The sequence below is a fragment of the Rahnella inusitata genome (genome assembly GCF_965118895.1).
Classification (GTDB): Bacteria; Pseudomonadota; Gammaproteobacteria; order Enterobacterales; family Enterobacteriaceae; genus Rahnella; species Rahnella inusitata_A.
In genome coordinates this window covers 48,266-64,265 of record NZ_CBCPJJ010000002.1, presented here as the reverse complement: position 1 = coordinate 64,265, position 16,000 = coordinate 48,266, and the positions used below count along the sequence as shown (strand labels likewise).

At 47.1% G+C, this 16,000-nt stretch carries 16 protein-coding genes, 1 other RNA gene and 1 pseudogene; 9 read left to right on the top strand and 9 right to left on the bottom strand.

Annotation, left to right across the window (positions count from 1 at the left end):
• Positions 1-4: 4 nt before the first annotated feature.
• A complete protein-coding gene (nadB, locus tag ACMHLI_RS01840) occupies positions 5-1,606 on the top strand; it encodes an L-aspartate oxidase (protein ID WP_413528015.1) in 1,602 nt (533 codons plus the stop codon).
• Positions 1,607-1,651: 45 nt separating this feature from the next.
• Here nadB and trmN read toward each other — a convergent pair whose 3' ends face one another.
• Positions 1,652-2,398, bottom strand: a complete 747-nt coding sequence (gene trmN, locus ACMHLI_RS01835; protein WP_413528284.1) for a tRNA(1)(Val) (adenine(37)-N(6))-methyltransferase TrmN — start codon at positions 2,396-2,398, stop codon at positions 1,652-1,654.
• Between the two features lie 156 nt (positions 2,399-2,554).
• Between trmN and srmB the strand changes: the two genes are divergently transcribed.
• Positions 2,555-3,883, top strand: coding sequence for an ATP-dependent RNA helicase SrmB (gene srmB, locus ACMHLI_RS01830; protein ID WP_413528014.1), 1,329 nt, complete (start codon positions 2,555-2,557; stop codon positions 3,881-3,883).
• 88 nt (positions 3,884-3,971) lie between these two features.
• On the opposite strand, the gene grcA is transcribed toward srmB, so the two are convergent.
• Positions 3,972-4,355 carry an autonomous glycyl radical cofactor GrcA gene (grcA, locus tag ACMHLI_RS01825; RefSeq protein ID WP_112164236.1) on the bottom strand — a complete coding sequence of 128 codons (384 nt, stop codon included), beginning with the start codon at positions 4,353-4,355 and terminating at the stop codon, positions 3,972-3,974.
• Positions 4,356-4,697: 342 nt separating this feature from the next.
• Here grcA and ung point away from each other — a divergent pair, with 342 nt between their 5' ends.
• Positions 4,698-5,381: a uracil-DNA glycosylase gene (ung, locus tag ACMHLI_RS01820; RefSeq protein WP_413528013.1), complete on the top strand. Its 684-nt coding sequence runs from the start codon at positions 4,698-4,700 to the stop codon at positions 5,379-5,381.
• Positions 5,382-5,444: 63 nt separating this feature from the next.
• Here the strand turns inward: ung and grpE are convergent, their stop codons facing one another.
• Positions 5,445-6,032, bottom strand: a complete 588-nt coding sequence (gene grpE / locus ACMHLI_RS01815; RefSeq protein WP_056770817.1) for a nucleotide exchange factor GrpE — start codon at positions 6,030-6,032, stop codon at positions 5,445-5,447.
• Between the two features lie 137 nt (positions 6,033-6,169).
• On the opposite strand from grpE, the gene nadK reads away from it, so the two are divergent.
• The 3 genes from nadK (at position 6,170) to bamE (ending at position 9,262) form a co-directional block, all read left to right on the top strand.
• Complete coding sequence (gene nadK / locus ACMHLI_RS01810; RefSeq protein ID WP_413528012.1) at positions 6,170-7,048, top strand: NAD(+) kinase; 879 nt, start codon at positions 6,170-6,172, stop codon at positions 7,046-7,048.
• A gap of 95 nt (positions 7,049-7,143) precedes the next feature.
• Positions 7,144-8,805, top strand: a complete 1,662-nt coding sequence (gene recN / locus ACMHLI_RS01805) for a DNA repair protein RecN (protein ID WP_413528011.1) — start codon at positions 7,144-7,146, stop codon at positions 8,803-8,805.
• Positions 8,806-8,917: 112 nt separating this feature from the next.
• The gene (gene bamE, locus ACMHLI_RS01800) at positions 8,918-9,262 is read left to right on the top strand and encodes an outer membrane protein assembly factor BamE (protein WP_413528283.1); all 345 of its coding nucleotides are present in this window, start codon (positions 8,918-8,920) and stop codon (positions 9,260-9,262) included.
• A 78-nt stretch (positions 9,263-9,340) separates the two neighbouring features.
• Here the strand turns inward: bamE and ACMHLI_RS01795 are convergent, their stop codons facing one another.
• Entirely contained in the window at positions 9,341-9,625 is a 285-nt protein-coding gene (locus tag ACMHLI_RS01795) for an RnfH family protein (RefSeq protein WP_413528010.1), read from the bottom strand.
• Positions 9,618-10,052, bottom strand: a complete 435-nt coding sequence (locus ACMHLI_RS01790) for a type II toxin-antitoxin system RatA family toxin (protein WP_112164229.1) — start codon at positions 10,050-10,052, stop codon at positions 9,618-9,620. The genes ACMHLI_RS01795 and ACMHLI_RS01790 overlap by 8 nt, the downstream gene beginning before the upstream one ends.
• Positions 10,053-10,206: 154 nt before the next feature.
• On the opposite strand from ACMHLI_RS01790, the gene smpB reads away from it, so the two are divergent.
• The 3 genes and pseudogenes from smpB to ACMHLI_RS01775 all read left to right on the top strand — a co-directional run bounded on the left by smpB (position 10,207) and on the right by ACMHLI_RS01775 (position 12,487).
• A complete protein-coding gene (gene smpB, locus ACMHLI_RS01785; RefSeq protein WP_112164228.1) occupies positions 10,207-10,689 on the top strand; it encodes an SsrA-binding protein SmpB in 483 nt (160 codons plus the stop codon).
• Positions 10,690-10,738: 49 nt separating this feature from the next.
• Positions 10,739-11,102, top strand: a transfer-messenger RNA (tmRNA) gene (gene ssrA / locus ACMHLI_RS01780).
• A gap of 192 nt (positions 11,103-11,294) precedes the next feature.
• A pseudogene (locus ACMHLI_RS01775) lies at positions 11,295-12,487 on the top strand (integrase domain-containing protein).
• Positions 12,488-12,547: 60 nt separating this feature from the next.
• Here ACMHLI_RS01775 and ACMHLI_RS01770 read toward each other — a convergent pair.
• From ACMHLI_RS01770 to ACMHLI_RS01755, 4 genes are all read right to left on the bottom strand, one after another.
• Positions 12,548-13,222 (bottom strand): TIR domain-containing protein, encoded by a 675-nt coding sequence (locus ACMHLI_RS01770; RefSeq protein ID WP_413528009.1) that lies wholly within the window; start codon positions 13,220-13,222, stop codon positions 12,548-12,550.
• A 20-nt stretch (positions 13,223-13,242) separates the two neighbouring features.
• Positions 13,243-14,688: an SIR2 family protein gene (locus ACMHLI_RS01765; RefSeq protein ID WP_413528008.1), complete on the bottom strand. Its 1,446-nt coding sequence runs from the start codon at positions 14,686-14,688 to the stop codon at positions 13,243-13,245.
• A gap of 604 nt (positions 14,689-15,292) precedes the next feature.
• A complete protein-coding gene (locus ACMHLI_RS01760; RefSeq protein WP_413528282.1) occupies positions 15,293-15,502 on the bottom strand; it encodes an ogr/Delta-like zinc finger family protein in 210 nt (69 codons plus the stop codon).
• A gap of 9 nt (positions 15,503-15,511) precedes the next feature.
• Positions 15,512-15,640, bottom strand: a complete 129-nt coding sequence (locus tag ACMHLI_RS01755; RefSeq protein WP_413528007.1) for a hypothetical protein — start codon at positions 15,638-15,640, stop codon at positions 15,512-15,514.
• Positions 15,641-16,000 lie beyond the last annotated feature (360 nt).

The following is a 16,000-nucleotide window of genomic DNA, read 5'->3' as shown; positions in this document are numbered from 1 at the left end:
CGTTATGCAACCTTCATCTGAATTTGTCAGTGATGTATTGATTATCGGAAGTGGCGCTGCGGGCCTTTCTCTGGCTTTGCGACTTGCAGACCACTGTCACGTAACTATTCTCAGCAAAGGCCCTCTCAACGAAGGTTCCACGTTCTACGCACAGGGTGGTATCGCCGCCGTTTTCGATGAAGCAGACAGTATTGCCTCACACGTCGAAGACACCTTAATCGCCGGTGCAGGCTTATGCGACAAAGAAGCCGTTGAATTTATCGCCAGCAATGCACGTCATTGCGTCCAGTGGTTAATCGATCAGGGTGTACTGTTTGATACCGAAACCAACGCGAGTTCAGAAGAACGTTATCACCTGACCCGTGAAGGTGGCCACAGCCACCGCAGGATCCTGCATGCTGCTGATGCGACAGGTAAAGAAGTAGAAACTACGCTGGTAGGTAAAGCAAGAGCACATGCCAATATTTGCGTTAAGGAACGCTATAACGCAGTTGATTTAATTACCTCCAGCAAAATCGGTTTACCAGGGACTCAGCGCGTGGTGGGCGCGTATGTCTGGAACCGCGACAAAGAACATGTCGAAACACTGCGAGCCAAAGCCGTTGTGCTGGCGACGGGCGGTGCGGCGAAAGTGTATCAGTACACCACCAACCCGGATATTTCATCAGGCGACGGTGTAGCAATGGCCTGGCGAGCAGGCTGCCGCGTGGCCAATCTCGAATTCAATCAGTTTCACCCGACCTGCCTTTATCACCCGCAGGCACGTAATTTCCTGCTGACGGAAGCCCTGCGCGGCGAAGGCGCCGTACTCAAACGTCCGGACGGTTCGCGCTTTATGCCGGACTTTGATTCGCGTGGCGAACTGGCTCCCCGCGATGTCGTTGCCAGAGCCATTGACCATGAGATGAAGCGTCTCGGCGCGGATTGCATGTATCTTGATATCAGCCACCGCCCGCCGGAATTCATCAAACATCACTTCCCGATGATTGATGAAAAGCTCAGTTCTCTGGGTATTGATCTCACGAAAGAAGCCATTCCGATTGTTCCTGCTGCGCATTATACCTGCGGTGGCGTGATGGTCGATCAGCACGGGCGTACGGATCTCGACGGCTTATATGCTATCGGTGAAGTCAGCTATACCGGACTGCATGGTGCGAACCGGCTGGCATCGAACTCTTTACTTGAATGCGTGGTATATGGCTGGTCAGCGGCGGAAGATATTATTAAGCGACTGCCTCACGTCAAACTGGCGAAACATGTGCCGCAGTGGGACGAAAGCCGGGTGGACAATTCAGATGAGCAAGTAGTTATCCAACATAACTGGCATGAATTGAGGTTGTTCATGTGGGACTACGTCGGGATTGTACGTACGACGAAACGACTGGAGCGCGCGCTGCGTCGTATCATGACACTGCAACAGGAGATTGATGAATACTACGCCAATTTCCGCATTTCCAATAACTTGCTGGAGTTGCGAAATCTGGTGTTAGTCGCAGAGCTGATCGTCCGCAGCGCCATGGAACGCAAAGAAAGTCGCGGACTGCACTACACGCTGGATTACCCTGATTTACAGGAAAATCCGCAGCCCACGATCCTCCAGCCTTAATGGCGTCAAAGTGCGAAGGAACGCACTTTTCAATTTTCGCCCATCTTAATAATTCAGATAAAAATCCGTAATCAATGCGCAAAACGCCTCACTGTAAATCCCTTCGGATTTCCGCAGTGCCAGCTCCTGTTCGACAATCTCTGCCGGTTGTCGGGATAAAGTTAACAGCATACGGTTCAGGGGTTTCCCGGGGCGATCGCGAACCACCATCCGCCAGGCGCTAAACCAGCCTTTCTGACGCGCCATTGCTTCAAACGTCATCCCAATATCATACGGCAGTACTACGCTTAACATTCCCTCAGGCGTGATGAGCTTAGCGGCGCAATCGAGCAACGCGTCGTGGGTCAACGTTTCAGTGTACCGCGCAGCATTACGCGCTTCATCGCGGCAGGCCACTGCAGATTCGAAGTAAGGGGGATTACTGACGATCAGGTCATAGGCTGCCTGATGTTGATCGGCGTAATCATTGATATCCTGCGCATACACGGCCATTCTGTGTGCCCATACGGACTCGGCAAAATTCTCAGCCGCCTGCGATGCCGCGGCAGGCTCAAGTTCTACGGCATCAATCTGCGTCTGAGGACCGCTGCGCTGCGCCAGCATCATAGCGATAAGTCCGCTGCCACAGCCGATATCCAGAACGCGACGGGCATGGCTCACTGATGCCGTTGCGCCAAGCAGAACGCCATCGGTGCCGACTTTCATCGCGCACCGATCGTGCGCCACAAAAAACTGTTTAAAGGTAAATCCATTACGCCGTAAAGGCTGAGAGGAACTGACTTCTTTTGTCACTAATTTCACCGTAATTGCGCCAGCCATCAGGCCTGTGAACGAAAACTGACGTAGCATAGGGCAAAGAGATGCAGAGGAAAAGGTACGCAAACCGCTTAAATAGGTGAAGATCGCGTCTAACACGTCTATAATCGGCGCCCCAAGTAGAGGTAGACCATGACTGTAACGAATTTTTCCGAACTCGAACTCGATGAACGCCTGCTAGACGCCTTAGGCGAAAAAGGCTATACCCGGCCGACTGTCATTCAGGCAGAGGCAATTCCGCCTGCAATGGACGGACGCGATGTGTTGGGTTCGGCTCCTACCGGCACCGGCAAAACAGCGGCATTCCTGTTGCCTGCATTGCAACATTTGCTGGATTTCCCGCGTAAGAAATCTGGTCCGCCACGAATTCTGATCCTCACGCCAACGCGTGAACTGGCTATGCAGGTTGCCGATCAGGCACGCGAACTGGCCAGGCATACCGATCTGGATATCGCGACGATCACCGGCGGTGTGGCGTACATGAACCACGCCGAAGTATTCAGCGAAAACCAGGACATTGTCGTCGCGACGACTGGCCGTTTGCTGCAATACATTAAAGAAGAAAACTTTGATTGCCGCGCCATCGAAACGCTTATCCTCGATGAAGCTGACCGCATGCTGGACATGGGTTTTGCGCAGGATATCGAAACCATTTCTGCCGAAGCACGCTGGCGTAAACAGACGTTGCTGTTCTCCGCAACGCTGGAAGGGGAAGCCATCCGTGAATTCGCTGAACGCATTCTGACTGAACCGGTTGAAATTGAAGCCGATCCGTCACGCCGCGAACGTAAAAAGATCCTGCAGTGGTATTACCGCGTTGATGATGTGCCACACAAAACGCAGATGCTGATCCACCTGCTGAAACAGGAAGATGTCACCAAATCCGTGATCTTCGTGCGCAAGCGTGAGCGTGTGCACGAACTGGTTGCATGGTTGCGCGAAGCGGGAATTAACTCCTGCTATCTCGAAGGCGAAATGGTTCAGGTTAAGCGTACCGAAGCCGTGAAGCGTATGGTCGAAGACCGAGTGAATGTGCTGGTTGCCACCGATATCGCCGCGCGCGGTCTGGATATCAACGACATCAGCCACGTCTTCAACTTTGACCTGCCGCTGACCGCTGATATCTACCTGCACCGTATCGGGCGTACCGGCCGTGCTGGCCGTAAAGGTACGGCGATTTCTTTCGTGGAAGCGCATGACCATCTGCTGCTGGGCAAAATTGGCCGTTATCTGAATGAGCCGCTGAAACCTCGCGTGATCGACGAACTACGTCCGAAAACGAAAGCACCAAGCGAGAAGACCACCGGTAAGCCATCCAAGAAAGTACTGGCGAAGCGTAAAGAGAAGCAGAAAACCGCGCAGGAAAAATCGAAGGTGAAAGTGAAAGTTCGCCATCGCGACAGTAAAAACGTGGGCAAACGCCGCGTAAAACCTGATGCGGCGAAAGACGCGTCAAAATAAGTATCAGTTAATCACCTGATACAAATGAAAAAAAACCGCCTTCTCAGGCGGTTTTTTATTGGCTTCAGTCAGCGAAACAGCGCTGTTATTACAGGCTTTCGGTGAAGGTACGGGTGATCACGTCACGCTGCTGTTCAGCAGTCAGTGAGTTGAAACGTACCGCATAACCAGACACACGAATGGTCAGCTGCGGGTATTTTTCAGGATGCTTAACCGCATCTTCCAGCGTTTCGCGACGCAGTACGTTAACGTTCAGGTGTTGGCCACCCTCTACGCGTACAGTCGGCTGAACTTCCATCGGCACTTCACGGTATTCGAACTGGCCCAGTTCGCTGACAGCAACGATCTGGTCTTCCGCATAACCCGCTTTTGCACACACGCAGCGCGCTTCTGCTTTTTCATCATCCAGCAGCCAGAAAGAATTTTTCAGGGCTTCGTTGTTAGTTTTGGTAATTTGGATCCCGGTGATCATATGTTGCCTCCATAATTGGCTACGATACTGTTAATTGGTTGAGTGTCAGGTTCATACGGCAACCTGTTATTTCTGCTCTCAGATATAACAGCACTACACCCCGCAAACCTTGACTAATATCAATCATTTCAGTGTGGTTATTTTCCACTCCCGGCATATTTATGTTTTATATCAATTTTTCCAACCCCTGCGCTTAAATTATTTTTGTAAATTATCAATAAAAATTGCATGCAGAAACGTTAAGCCCTAGATAAACATCAGCAAAAGGATGTGCGGGTTTCGCTCGAAGGGACGAGCAGGTAAGCTACGCGCAATAAAATTACCTTCAAAAGGAGAGCGTCAATGTCCAAAACTCTCACCTGGCATGACGTGATTGGTCAGGAAAAAGAACAGCCCTACTTCGTTGATACTCTGAAGTTTGTTGCTGCTGAACGTGCTGCTGGAAAAACCATTTATCCGCCACAGCAGGATGTGTTTAACGCTTTTCGCTCGGCAGAGCTGGCGGATGTGAAAGTGGTCATCCTCGGGCAGGATCCTTACCACGGCCCAAATCAGGCTCATGGCTTATCCTTCTCCGTCCGCCCCGGCATTCCTGCGCCCCCGTCGCTGGTGAATATGTATAAAGAGCTGATCACGGATATCCCGGGGTTTGAGCGTCCGAATCACGGCTATCTGCAAAGCTGGGCCGATCAGGGCGTGTTACTGCTTAACACGGTTCTGACCGTTGAAGGTGGACAGGCTCACTCTCACGCCAAGCTGGGCTGGGAAACGTTCACCGACCGGGTGATTGCGGCACTGAATGAAAATCGCGAAGGGATTGTCTTCTTACTGTGGGGTTCGCACGCACAGAAAAAGGGTAACATTATCGATACGCAACGCCATCATGTCCTGAAAGCGCCGCACCCTTCCCCGCTTTCGGCACATCGCGGGTTTCTGGGTTGCAAACATTTCTCTCAGGCGAATACCTTGTTGGAAAAACAGGGTCTGACTCCCATTGATTGGGTGCCGGTATTACCTGCGCAATGACGTAAAAAAAAGAGGCACCAGCAAAGGTGCCTCTTTCATCATCTTACTCTGTTCAAAACAGAATCAGGCTTTCGCTTTAGAAACCGCGACCATCGCCGGACGTAACAGACGACCATTCAGCGTGTAACCCTTCTGCATAACCATAATCACGTGATTAGGCTCCAGCTCTTCGGATTCCATCATGGTCATCGCCTGATGCAGTTCAGGATTAAATGGCACGTGAATATCGCCCACCACTTCCATACCGAACTTGCGAACCGCATCCAGCATGGATTTCAGGGTCAGTTCAACACCTTCAATCAGACCGGTCAGTTCAGGATTGGATTTATCAGCCAAATCGATCGCACGTTCCAGGTTATCAATCACTGGCAGCAACTCGCCGGAGAATTTTTCCAGGGCGAATTTGTGTGCTTTTTCGATGTCCAGTTCAGTACGACGACGGACGTTTTCCACTTCCGCTTTCGCACGCAGCAGGCTGTCACGCTCACGCTGCTGGACTTCTTTCAGCTGTGCTTCTAGTTCAGCAATGCGTTCATCGCGCGGGTCAACGACATCTGCCGCCTGAGTTTCCGCTTCCGCATGCAGCTCTTGTTCCTGATTCAGTTCTTCAGAGACTTGCTCGTCAGGTGTCTTATGTTCTTTACTACTCATGAATATCTCCGCGTTTTAGCATTAATCTTGCTAGTTGGCTTATTATGGGGATCAAAACCGGGGATTCAAGGTTTGGTTTTTAATGAAACCGGTCATAATGCAGGAGTCATCACACCCTGCTGAGGATAACCACAGCGATGAATAAAAAATTTGAGTGCATTGGGATAGTCGGACACCCTCGCCATCCTTCCGCACTTGCCACCCATGAAATGCTTTATTACTGGTTAATCTCAAAGGGTTATCAGGTGATTGTTGAGCGGCAGGTGGCGCAAGATTTAGCCCTGGAAGGCGCGCAAACCGGCAGTCTGGCGGAAATTGGCAAATTGGCAGATTTGGCTGTCGTGGTCGGCGGTGACGGCAATATGCTCGGCGCGGCGCGGGTACTGGCGCGCTATGACATCAAAGTTATCGGCATTAATCGAGGTAATCTGGGCTTTCTGACCGATCTGGATCCGGACAACGCGTTACAGCAGCTGGATGACGTTTTACAAGGCGAATATATCAGCGAGCAACGTTTTCTGCTGGAAGCGATGGTGCGCTGTAAAGATCAGCAATGTCGCGTTAGCACGGCTATCAACGAAGTGGTGCTCCACCCGGGGAAAGTCGCACACATGATTGAATTTGAAGTCTATATCGACGACAAGTTCGCGTTTTCTCAACGCTCCGACGGCCTGATTATATCGACACCTACGGGTTCAACGGCGTATTCACTGTCCGGCGGTGGCCCGATCCTGACGCCGACATTAGAAGCGATTGCGCTGGTGCCGATGTTCCCGCACACGCTCTCGGCACGTCCTCTTGTCATTAACAGTAACAGCACCATTTGCCTGCGATTCTCACATATGAGTACTGATCTAGAAATCAGCTGTGACAGCCAGATTGCGTTACCTATCCAACCCGGCGAAGAGGTCGTGATTCGTCGCAGCGAGTTCCACCTTAATCTGATCCACCCAAAGGATTACAGCTATTTCAATACGTTAAGCACCAAACTCGGATGGTCAAAAAAACTGTTCTGAATTGAAAAAATAATTCGCCAGCCTCTTTACTGTATATAAAACCAGTTTATACTGTATGTAATTACAGGTCTGTTGTTATGTACAGGAAGGTGATCATGCTGGCGCAATTAACTATCAGTAACTTTGCTATTGTCCGTGAGTTAGAAATCGATTTTCATGCAGGGATGACGGCAATCACCGGGGAAACCGGTGCTGGTAAGTCCATTGCTATTGACGCGCTCGGGCTTTGCCTGGGTAACCGCGCCGATGGCAGCATGGTGCGTCTCGGTGCAAGCCGCGCAGATATCTGTGCGCGCTTCACCTTAGCCGATACCCCTTCCGCGAAACTCTGGCTGGCTGAAAATCAACTCGATGAAGGGCATGACTGCCTGCTGCGTCGTACCATCAGCAGTGACGGGCGCTCACGGGGCTTTATCAACGGGACACCGGTGCCATTATCGCAGCTGCGCGAATTGGGCCAGCATCTGATCCAAATCCACGGGCAGCATGCCCACCAGCTTTTACTCAAACCTGAACACCAAAAACATCTGCTTGATGCTTACTCCGATCAGCCCCTCCTGCTGGCTGAAATGCGTAAAGCGTATCAGAACTGGCACCAAAGCTGCCGTCAGCTGGCGCTGTATCAGCAACAGATGAACGAACGTGAATCACGCCGTCAGTTATTGCAATATCAGCTGAAAGAGCTCAATGAGTTCTCTGCGCAGGCCGGCGAATATGAACAAATCGATGAAGAATACAAACGCCTGGCGAACAGCGGACAGCTTCTCTCACTGAGCCAGAGTGCATTGCATCTGCTGGCCGATGGCGAAGAACAAAATATTGTTAGTTTGCTGTACAGTGCGCGCAACCAGCTCACTGAACTGGCTGAGCTCGACAGCAAAATGAATGACCTGATCGTCATGCTGGACGACGCCTCGATTCAAATCATCGAGGCCAGTGATGAACTTCGCCATTACAGTGAACGTCTGGATATGGATCCCAACCGGTTGTTCGAACTGGAGCAGCGTTTATCCCGTCAGATGAATCTGGCACGTAAGCATCATGTGAGACCGGAAGAATTGCCCGAGCATCATCGTCAGTTGCTGGAAGAACAGCAGGCGCTCGATGATCAGGAAACCAATCAGGCCGAACTGAGTGAAGCAGTACAGGCGCATTACCAGCAAGCTGTCGCCATTGCCGCCGAGCTGCACGATAAGCGTCAGTTCTTCGCTGATGAGCTGACACTGCTGATAACTCAAAGCATGCAAGCTCTTTCCATGCCTCACGGTAAGTTCCAAATTCAGGTGCATTTCGAACCGGAACATTTGGGAGCAGAAGGTGCTGACCGCCTGGAGTTCCAGGTCACCACTAACCCGGGACAACCGTTGCAGGCTTTAGCTAAGGTTGCATCAGGAGGCGAGCTTTCCCGTATCGCGCTGGCGATTCAGGTTATTACAGCGCAAAAGATGGAAACACCCGCACTGATCTTCGATGAAGTGGATGTTGGCATCAGCGGCCCGACTGCGGCGATTGTCGGACGTCTGTTGCGTCAGTTGGGTGAATCAACCCAGGTTATGTGCGTCACGCACTTACCGCAGGTTGCAGGTTGCGGCCATCAGCATTATTTTGTTAGCAAAGAAACTGACGGTGAAGTGACAGAAACGCAAATGAATCGCCTCGATAAAAAGGCGCGTTTGCAAGAACTGGCGCGCTTGCTGGGCGGAAGTGAAGTCACCCGAAACACCCTGGCCAATGCAAAAGAGTTGCTCGCCGCGTAAAAAGCTCAACTTTTTTACAGTTCAGCGGTCATACAGGTGCCCCGCAAAGGTTTCAAACTGATGAAAGGTCTATTATCATCGGCATCTTATGCCCTAAAGGAATGTAATGACTATGCGCTGTAAAACGCTAACTGCCGCCGCTGTAGCTCTTGTAATGCTTACTGCGGGCTGTTCCACTCTGGAAAAGGTGGTTTATCGGCCTGACATTAATCAGGGGAACTACTTATCCCCTGCTGACGTACAAAAAATTCATACCGGCATGACTAAGCAACAGGTTGCTTATGTTCTTGGCACGCCGATGCTGCACGATCCATTTGGCAGCGATGTCTGGTATTACGTGTTCCGTCAGGAACCAGGCCATCAGGGCGTCACTCAGCAAACACTGACACTGACCTTCAACGGCTCAGATACGCTGACTAACATTGATAACAAGCCGACGTTGACCGATCAGAAATAAACCGCCCCGGTGTGATGGTCGCTGGTAACAACCCAAAAATCATCTTTCAGGGTAAAAAAATAAGGCGCCTCAGGCGCCTTATTTTTTGGAACGTTCAGCGCGAATGCGCCGTAACTCTTTTGGATCCGCAATCAGCGGACGGTAAATCTCGATCCTGTCACCGTCATTGACGGTATCAGCCAGTTTGACCGGGCGGCTATAAATCCCAAACTTATTCTTTTTCAAATCGATATCTTTACGCAACTCCAATAACCCGGAAGCCAGCAGCGCCTGTTCGACGTTACTTCCCTCCTCCAGCTTAACGGTTCGAAGATACTGACGTTCCGGCAATGCATACACCACTTCAACGCGGATTTCAGACACTGTAGACCTCTTTCGCACGCAGGGTGAACGCCTGAACCATACTGCCCGCGAGCTCTTTAAAGATTTTCCCGAAAGCTAATTCGATCAATTTATTCGTAAATTCAAAATCAAGGCTGAGTTGCACTTTGCAGGCATCTGGACTGAGTTCGATGAAGTCCCAGCCCCCGGTCAGCTTACGAAACGGACCATCAACCAGTTGCATATCAATACGCTTATTACTGATTAATGTGTTCTTCGTGGTAAAGGTTTTGCTGATACCCGCTTTCGAAACATCAACAGCTGCCGTCATTGACGTATCACTGTTATCCAAAATACGGCTGCCGGTACAACCAGGCAGAAACTGCGGGTAAGCATCGACATCATTCACTAAGGTGTACATCTGTTCCACGCTGAAGGGCACCAGCGCAGAACGACTTATCTGTGGCATATCATTTTCCAGGTGTCATAAAACGTACAGATAATACCATTTATCCGCCCGGTAATAAAAACTACGAAGCACAGGGGGCCAAAAAAGGAAAAACAACAGAGTCAGACGCGTGGGGATTTCATTCGGCAACGCTTACAGTATAATAAGTATCACTATGACAAAGAAAAAAGCACATAAACCCGGTTCCGCGACTATCGCGATGAACAAACGCGCTCGCCACGAATATATCATTGAAGATGAATTCGAGGCGGGGCTTGCTTTGCAGGGATGGGAAGTCAAATCGATGCGTGCTGGTAAAGCAAACATCACTGACAGTTACGTCACATTCCGCGACGGTGAAGCCTTTTTGTTTGGCGCAACCATTCAACCTCTCAACATGGCGTCCAGTCATATTGTTTGTGACCCGACCCGTACAAGAAAATTACTGCTGAACAAGCGTGAGTTAGAAACGCTGTTTGGCAAAGTCAGTCGCGATGGTTACACCGTCGTCGCGCTTTCCATGTACTGGAAAAATGCATGGTCAAAAGTGAAGATCGGTCTGGCTAAAGGTAAGAAAGAGCACGACAAGCGCGATGACATTAAAGATCGTGAGTGGAAAGTAGACAAAGCACGTATCATGAAGCACGCAAATCGCTAAGTCTCTGGCTTAGCTTGGTGTTTTGCTGGTATACTGCGAAATAGTACTTGGGGCTGATTCTGGATTCGACAGGATTTGCGAAGCCCAAGGAGCATGCCGAGGGGCGGTTGGCCTCGTAAAAAGCCGCAAAAAAATAGTCGCAAACGACGAAAACTACGCCCTAGCAGCTTAATACCCTGCTTAGAGCCCTCTCTCCCTAGCCTCCGCTCTTAGGACGGGGATCAAGAGAGGTCAAACCCAAAAGAGATCGCGTGGACACCTTGCCTGGGGTGAAAGCGTTAAACCCAATCAGGATAGTTTGTTAGTGGCGTGTCCATCCGCAGCTAACCGGCGAATGTAAAGATTGGACTAAGCATGTAGTGCCGACGGTGTAGTAATTCTGGACGGGGGTTCAAATCCCCCCAGCTCCACCAAATAATGATCCGGTTATTACCAGATAAGTCCGGAGAAGTCCTGAAAGCCCGCATCCCTTCTAGGTTTGCGGGCTTTTTTGTGTCTGTAGAAGTCCGAGAAGATCCGCCTGAAACCGGCGTCTATTAGTATACGAATTGGTATACGCTAAGATATATACCAATAAACGTATACCAATTAGGGAAGATCCTTGCATGGCGCGGACTACACGCCCCCTCACCCACACTGAAGTACAAAAAGCCAAAGCCACAGACAAAGACCTCACATTGCATGATGGTGACGGACTCTTTCTCCTGGTCAAAACCACCGCAAGAAAATTTGGCGCTTTCGCTACCAGGTTCCTAACACATCAAAACGCACCATGATCAGCCTAGGCGTTTATCCTGCACTTTCACTGGCTGATGCCAGAGAAGTGCGCGCTGAGAAGCTGACGATGTTAGTCAAAGGGATCGACCCACAAGCAAGAGCTGGCGAAGAAGCTGAGAAGGTCCAAATCGCTCAGGAAAGCATTTTCGTAAATGTGGCACGTAAATGGTTCGAGTTGAAACAAAGTCACGTTAGCGCTGACCACGCTAAAGATATCTGGCGTTCTATTGAGAAAGACTTCCTGCCCAGTATTGAAAATGTTCCTGTTCAGGAGTTGAAGGCTCGCACCCTGATCCAAGTGTTAGAACCAATCAAAGCGCGGGGAGCATTAGAGACGGTAAGGCGGTTAGTTCAGCGCATCAATGAGATAATGATTTATGCGGTGAATGTTGGACTGATTGAGGCAAACCCAGCTTCAGGTATTGGTAATGCTTTCGAGCGCCCGAAGAAGCAACATATGCCCACAATACGCCCCGAAGAACTGCCTAAACTAATGCGCACGATTTCGATGAGCAATTTATCAATACCAACCCGCTGCCTGCTTGAATGGCAACTACTGACTCTTATACGCCCTGCAGAAGCTTCAGCAACAGCCTGGTCAGAGATCGATATCGAGAATAAGCGGTGGTGTATTCCAGCTGAACGCATGAAGGCAAAGCGAGATCATATTGTTCCGCTGTCAGAGCAAGCATTAGAACTCTTAGAAATCATGCGTCCCATTAGTGGTAATCGTCAGTACGTTTTCCCTAGTCGCAATGACCCTAGAAAGCCGATGAATAGTCAAACAGCAAATGCCGCTTTGAAGCGTATTGGATATGGTGGGAAGCTTGTTGCTCATGGTTTACGTTCTATAGCCAGTACAGCCCTGAATGAAGCGGGTTTTAATGCGGATGCCATAGAGGCTGCACTTGCACATAGCGATAAAAATGAAGTCAGAAAGGCATATAACCGTTCAACCTACATCAAGCAACGCAAAGAACTAATGGAATGGTGGGATACAGAAGTTTATTTTAAGAAATAACCCAGAAAGATAGTAAATATAAAATGATAGGCAATCATAAATGCCTATCATCTGAAAATATCACAGTAATTTAGTTAAGTTGTAATCGTCAAGCCTAGCATTAATTGAATAAGCTATATCTAAGTATGTATTGGGAGAGAGAATAAAATCACACCATTTCACTGAGTGAATATATGATGGAAAACCACTGTAAGGTAGTCCCCCATCAGCATGAGAATCACAATTAACATATGTAGGTGATTTTATATTAAACATATTATTTTTAAGAATATCAAAGAGAATATTGGTTTTAATGATTCTACTATCGCATGAAGCGCAGTTGTGCTCTTCTATGAAATAATCATAGCTACCTTCTATATCAGGTAGCACAACAGCTAAAATAGCATTAGTACTACTTCTCCTTTCTCCTCGTGTTATTTCACGAAGTGAATAAGAGATTTCCCAAGGTATCCACTGGTCAGCCTCGATCTTTGTTATATCTTTCATTCCTTTCGATATCATAACAATTGTTAAAGTACTATCGAAAATTTTACTTTTAAGCCCGTCTTCTATAGTACTATCCTTAAAATGACTCAAATCTTCTCCATCATTCTCACCTTTATTAATGTGGTCATTTTGATCTAATAGATTTTGGAGTTCCGTTACATAATCCCTAGCCCTAGTAACTGGATAGCCAGCAAGTTCCTCGACAAAAATATCAGAATATTTATATGAGACAAAAATTTTTCTACCCATGTTATTTTCCTTGCAATATATCAATTATATTCTAGTGAAAGTTGATCTAGAAAGTTTACAACTGAAGATATTATTTCGTTTGGATTTTTCGTAATCTTCCCCAGATCTTCAAAACACTCTTTGAGTTTACCGCTTGAATCAGGATAAAATGATTCAAAAGAAATTCTTACTTCATTCCAAAGTTCCTTAGCCATAAAACCGCTTGAACCAATTGGAACGAGTGCTATCCCAAGTTCTTTTGCGATTGTGAACTCTTTTCTTACTCCATCAGCTAGGTTTATTTTTTCTCCATCATTAGTATTGCCCAGTATGAATAAGGCAATTCCTGAACGTTTTATCAAATCACGCCTATATAAATCCCAAACCTTTTCTTTCTCGCTTTCTGATTCAACATACTGAGGAAAAGGACGCATCAGTATATGATCTTCAATAGATTTATTTCTCTCTCTGTAAACTTGTGATATTGCACCAGAAATAATCATATTTCCAATGCCTATACCAACCCCAGTAATTATTTTATATCCTTTTTTAATTAGAGTACTACTTAAAATACTCAATGCTAACTCTGTGTCTTTACTATCCCACTCACCAAAACAATCAGCACTTCCAGAGATAAAAACTGCCTTTCTAGCAAGTCTCTTTTCAATTACTGTCAATATTTCCTTGATGTCACTATATTGTTCTACTAACAGCACTTGAATATTAAATCTTTTCAAATCTGTTATAACAAATCCTTGTTTTAGAGATGCTATTTTAAAATCATTATCATTTTCGAATTCTTCACGATGACACTTTTTGAAAATGCAATAATGGCCTCGCTGATCCTTATCGAAAAATATCCTTATTCTTGACAATATTAAGTCTAAATTTGGATCAGTAAAACTAAATCCAAGAAAAAGAAATGTTTTAGATACTAAATCACCAGATAACGCATTAATGAAAGGAGTATAGTTTAAAGCATATCTCTCATAATCATCTTTTATCAAAACTGCTGAATCAGGATTCTCTATGTCTCCATGCATTTTATAGACAACAGCATCTCTTCTTGGCTTAGTAGTTGCTAATTGTTTTACAGTATATTTAACATCCGCTATTTTCCCATTCTCAACTAAAGCCGATTCAATTAATCTATCATAGTTAGTCGTCCAAAATGTATCAATTGGTAATCGTGATAAAATTAAATGACTTTCTGTTGGCTTTTGATCTACTGGAAATGAAGTTATCAATTGTTGATTAATTCGATGCCTACCAAACCCATTAAAATAATACTGAGCCAACGAGACTAGGTCATGCTCCTCATCAACATTAACCCCCAACTCTTGAGCTAGAGGCCTCAATAGCTCCTTCCAATTAACAAACCCTGCTGAGACAGAAAAACCGGCACCTAAGAATACCGCAGCATTTTCTTCTTCAAGTTCTTTAACAAAACGATCTATGAAACTACTAATATCTCTATTTTCCATCATGAAATGTCACCTAAGATAACTATATAAACTTTATTATTTAATTTAGGATGATTTAAGGTTTCGTCATTTTTATTGATTATTGATCAAGAGAATCTATTTTCCTATATCTTTTTACACATTAACCATTAAAAGTGATAGGTATCTATATATTCATATATATCAGATAGTTATAGATATTGTTTTAGTTTATTGCCAAGGATGCATATAGCATTTAGTTATATATGTTTTTTGATGTTGCCTTAAACAACTTAAAACTCGTTCAAAACATCTTTCTATCAGATTTTTGTAGGATGTGATCAGAATGAGACTTAGAGGATGTTTACTAGAGTAATTATAAGCATGCCCTTTTAAACTGCCGCGCGCGCAATTCTCCCCGCCTGCCCGCTGCTGACTTAGCTCACTGGTTTTAATGCATGAAGAAAAGCCGCTGAAAGCCCGTGTAGCAAGGGCTTTGAGCCCTTTTGAGCACGCCGGATTACATGCAAAACCATGCACCCTATGCATGCAGCGCTCGCAAGGGCAGGCTAGCCAGAGAAAAGACTGTCAGGAGGGACGGTTTTGCACCGCGTTAATGAAAAATGCCGCTTTATTCCTAAGCGGCATTTCAAATTATTTTCGAAGCAATTGAAACTAACTTAAATTTATATTTTCCGCTTCGGGTTTTCTCTTTTAACGATTTTACTAATACTTTCATTTTTTTAAATGCGCATGAACATTCCAGCCTGGTGCACTGATAATAAGACTCCTTAGTCTGTTCGGTGATATAACGGCTTGTGCGAATGTGAGAAACCGAGCTGCAAAGCGGGCAGCGCATCATTTGCTGTTACTCCTTGTTTGAATCGATACGCTGGGAGAGTTTTTGAGCCAGTAATTGTCTTTTTATCGGACTTTGCAGCAGCCCCATATCGACACCAGGCAGCGCAGGAGGATGCATCCCGATTTTCTCCAACATAGGTCTGCATCCATGTTGAACTGACCGATGTGAGCCGCACCGACTAACGCGTTGCCAATTTTAGCGCTGATAATTTTGCCGGGCTCTACATAATGACCGGATTGTGTTTCCTGATAACTTACGGTGGATAACGCCAGAAGTTTAAGTTTTACAGCACGCACAAGCGCCGGACTGAGATTGTTGATGGCCATGCGCCACTATGTATCAGCAAAGGCATTCAGTGCGCTGCGGTGGGCGCTAATTAACGCTCCCCCAGCATTAGCACAATGCAACATCGCCGACTGTTTCTCGACATTCAATTCTTCAATCAGGTCATCGAATTCTTTAACTAGTCCTTGCTGAGCCCCTTACCGACCCAAT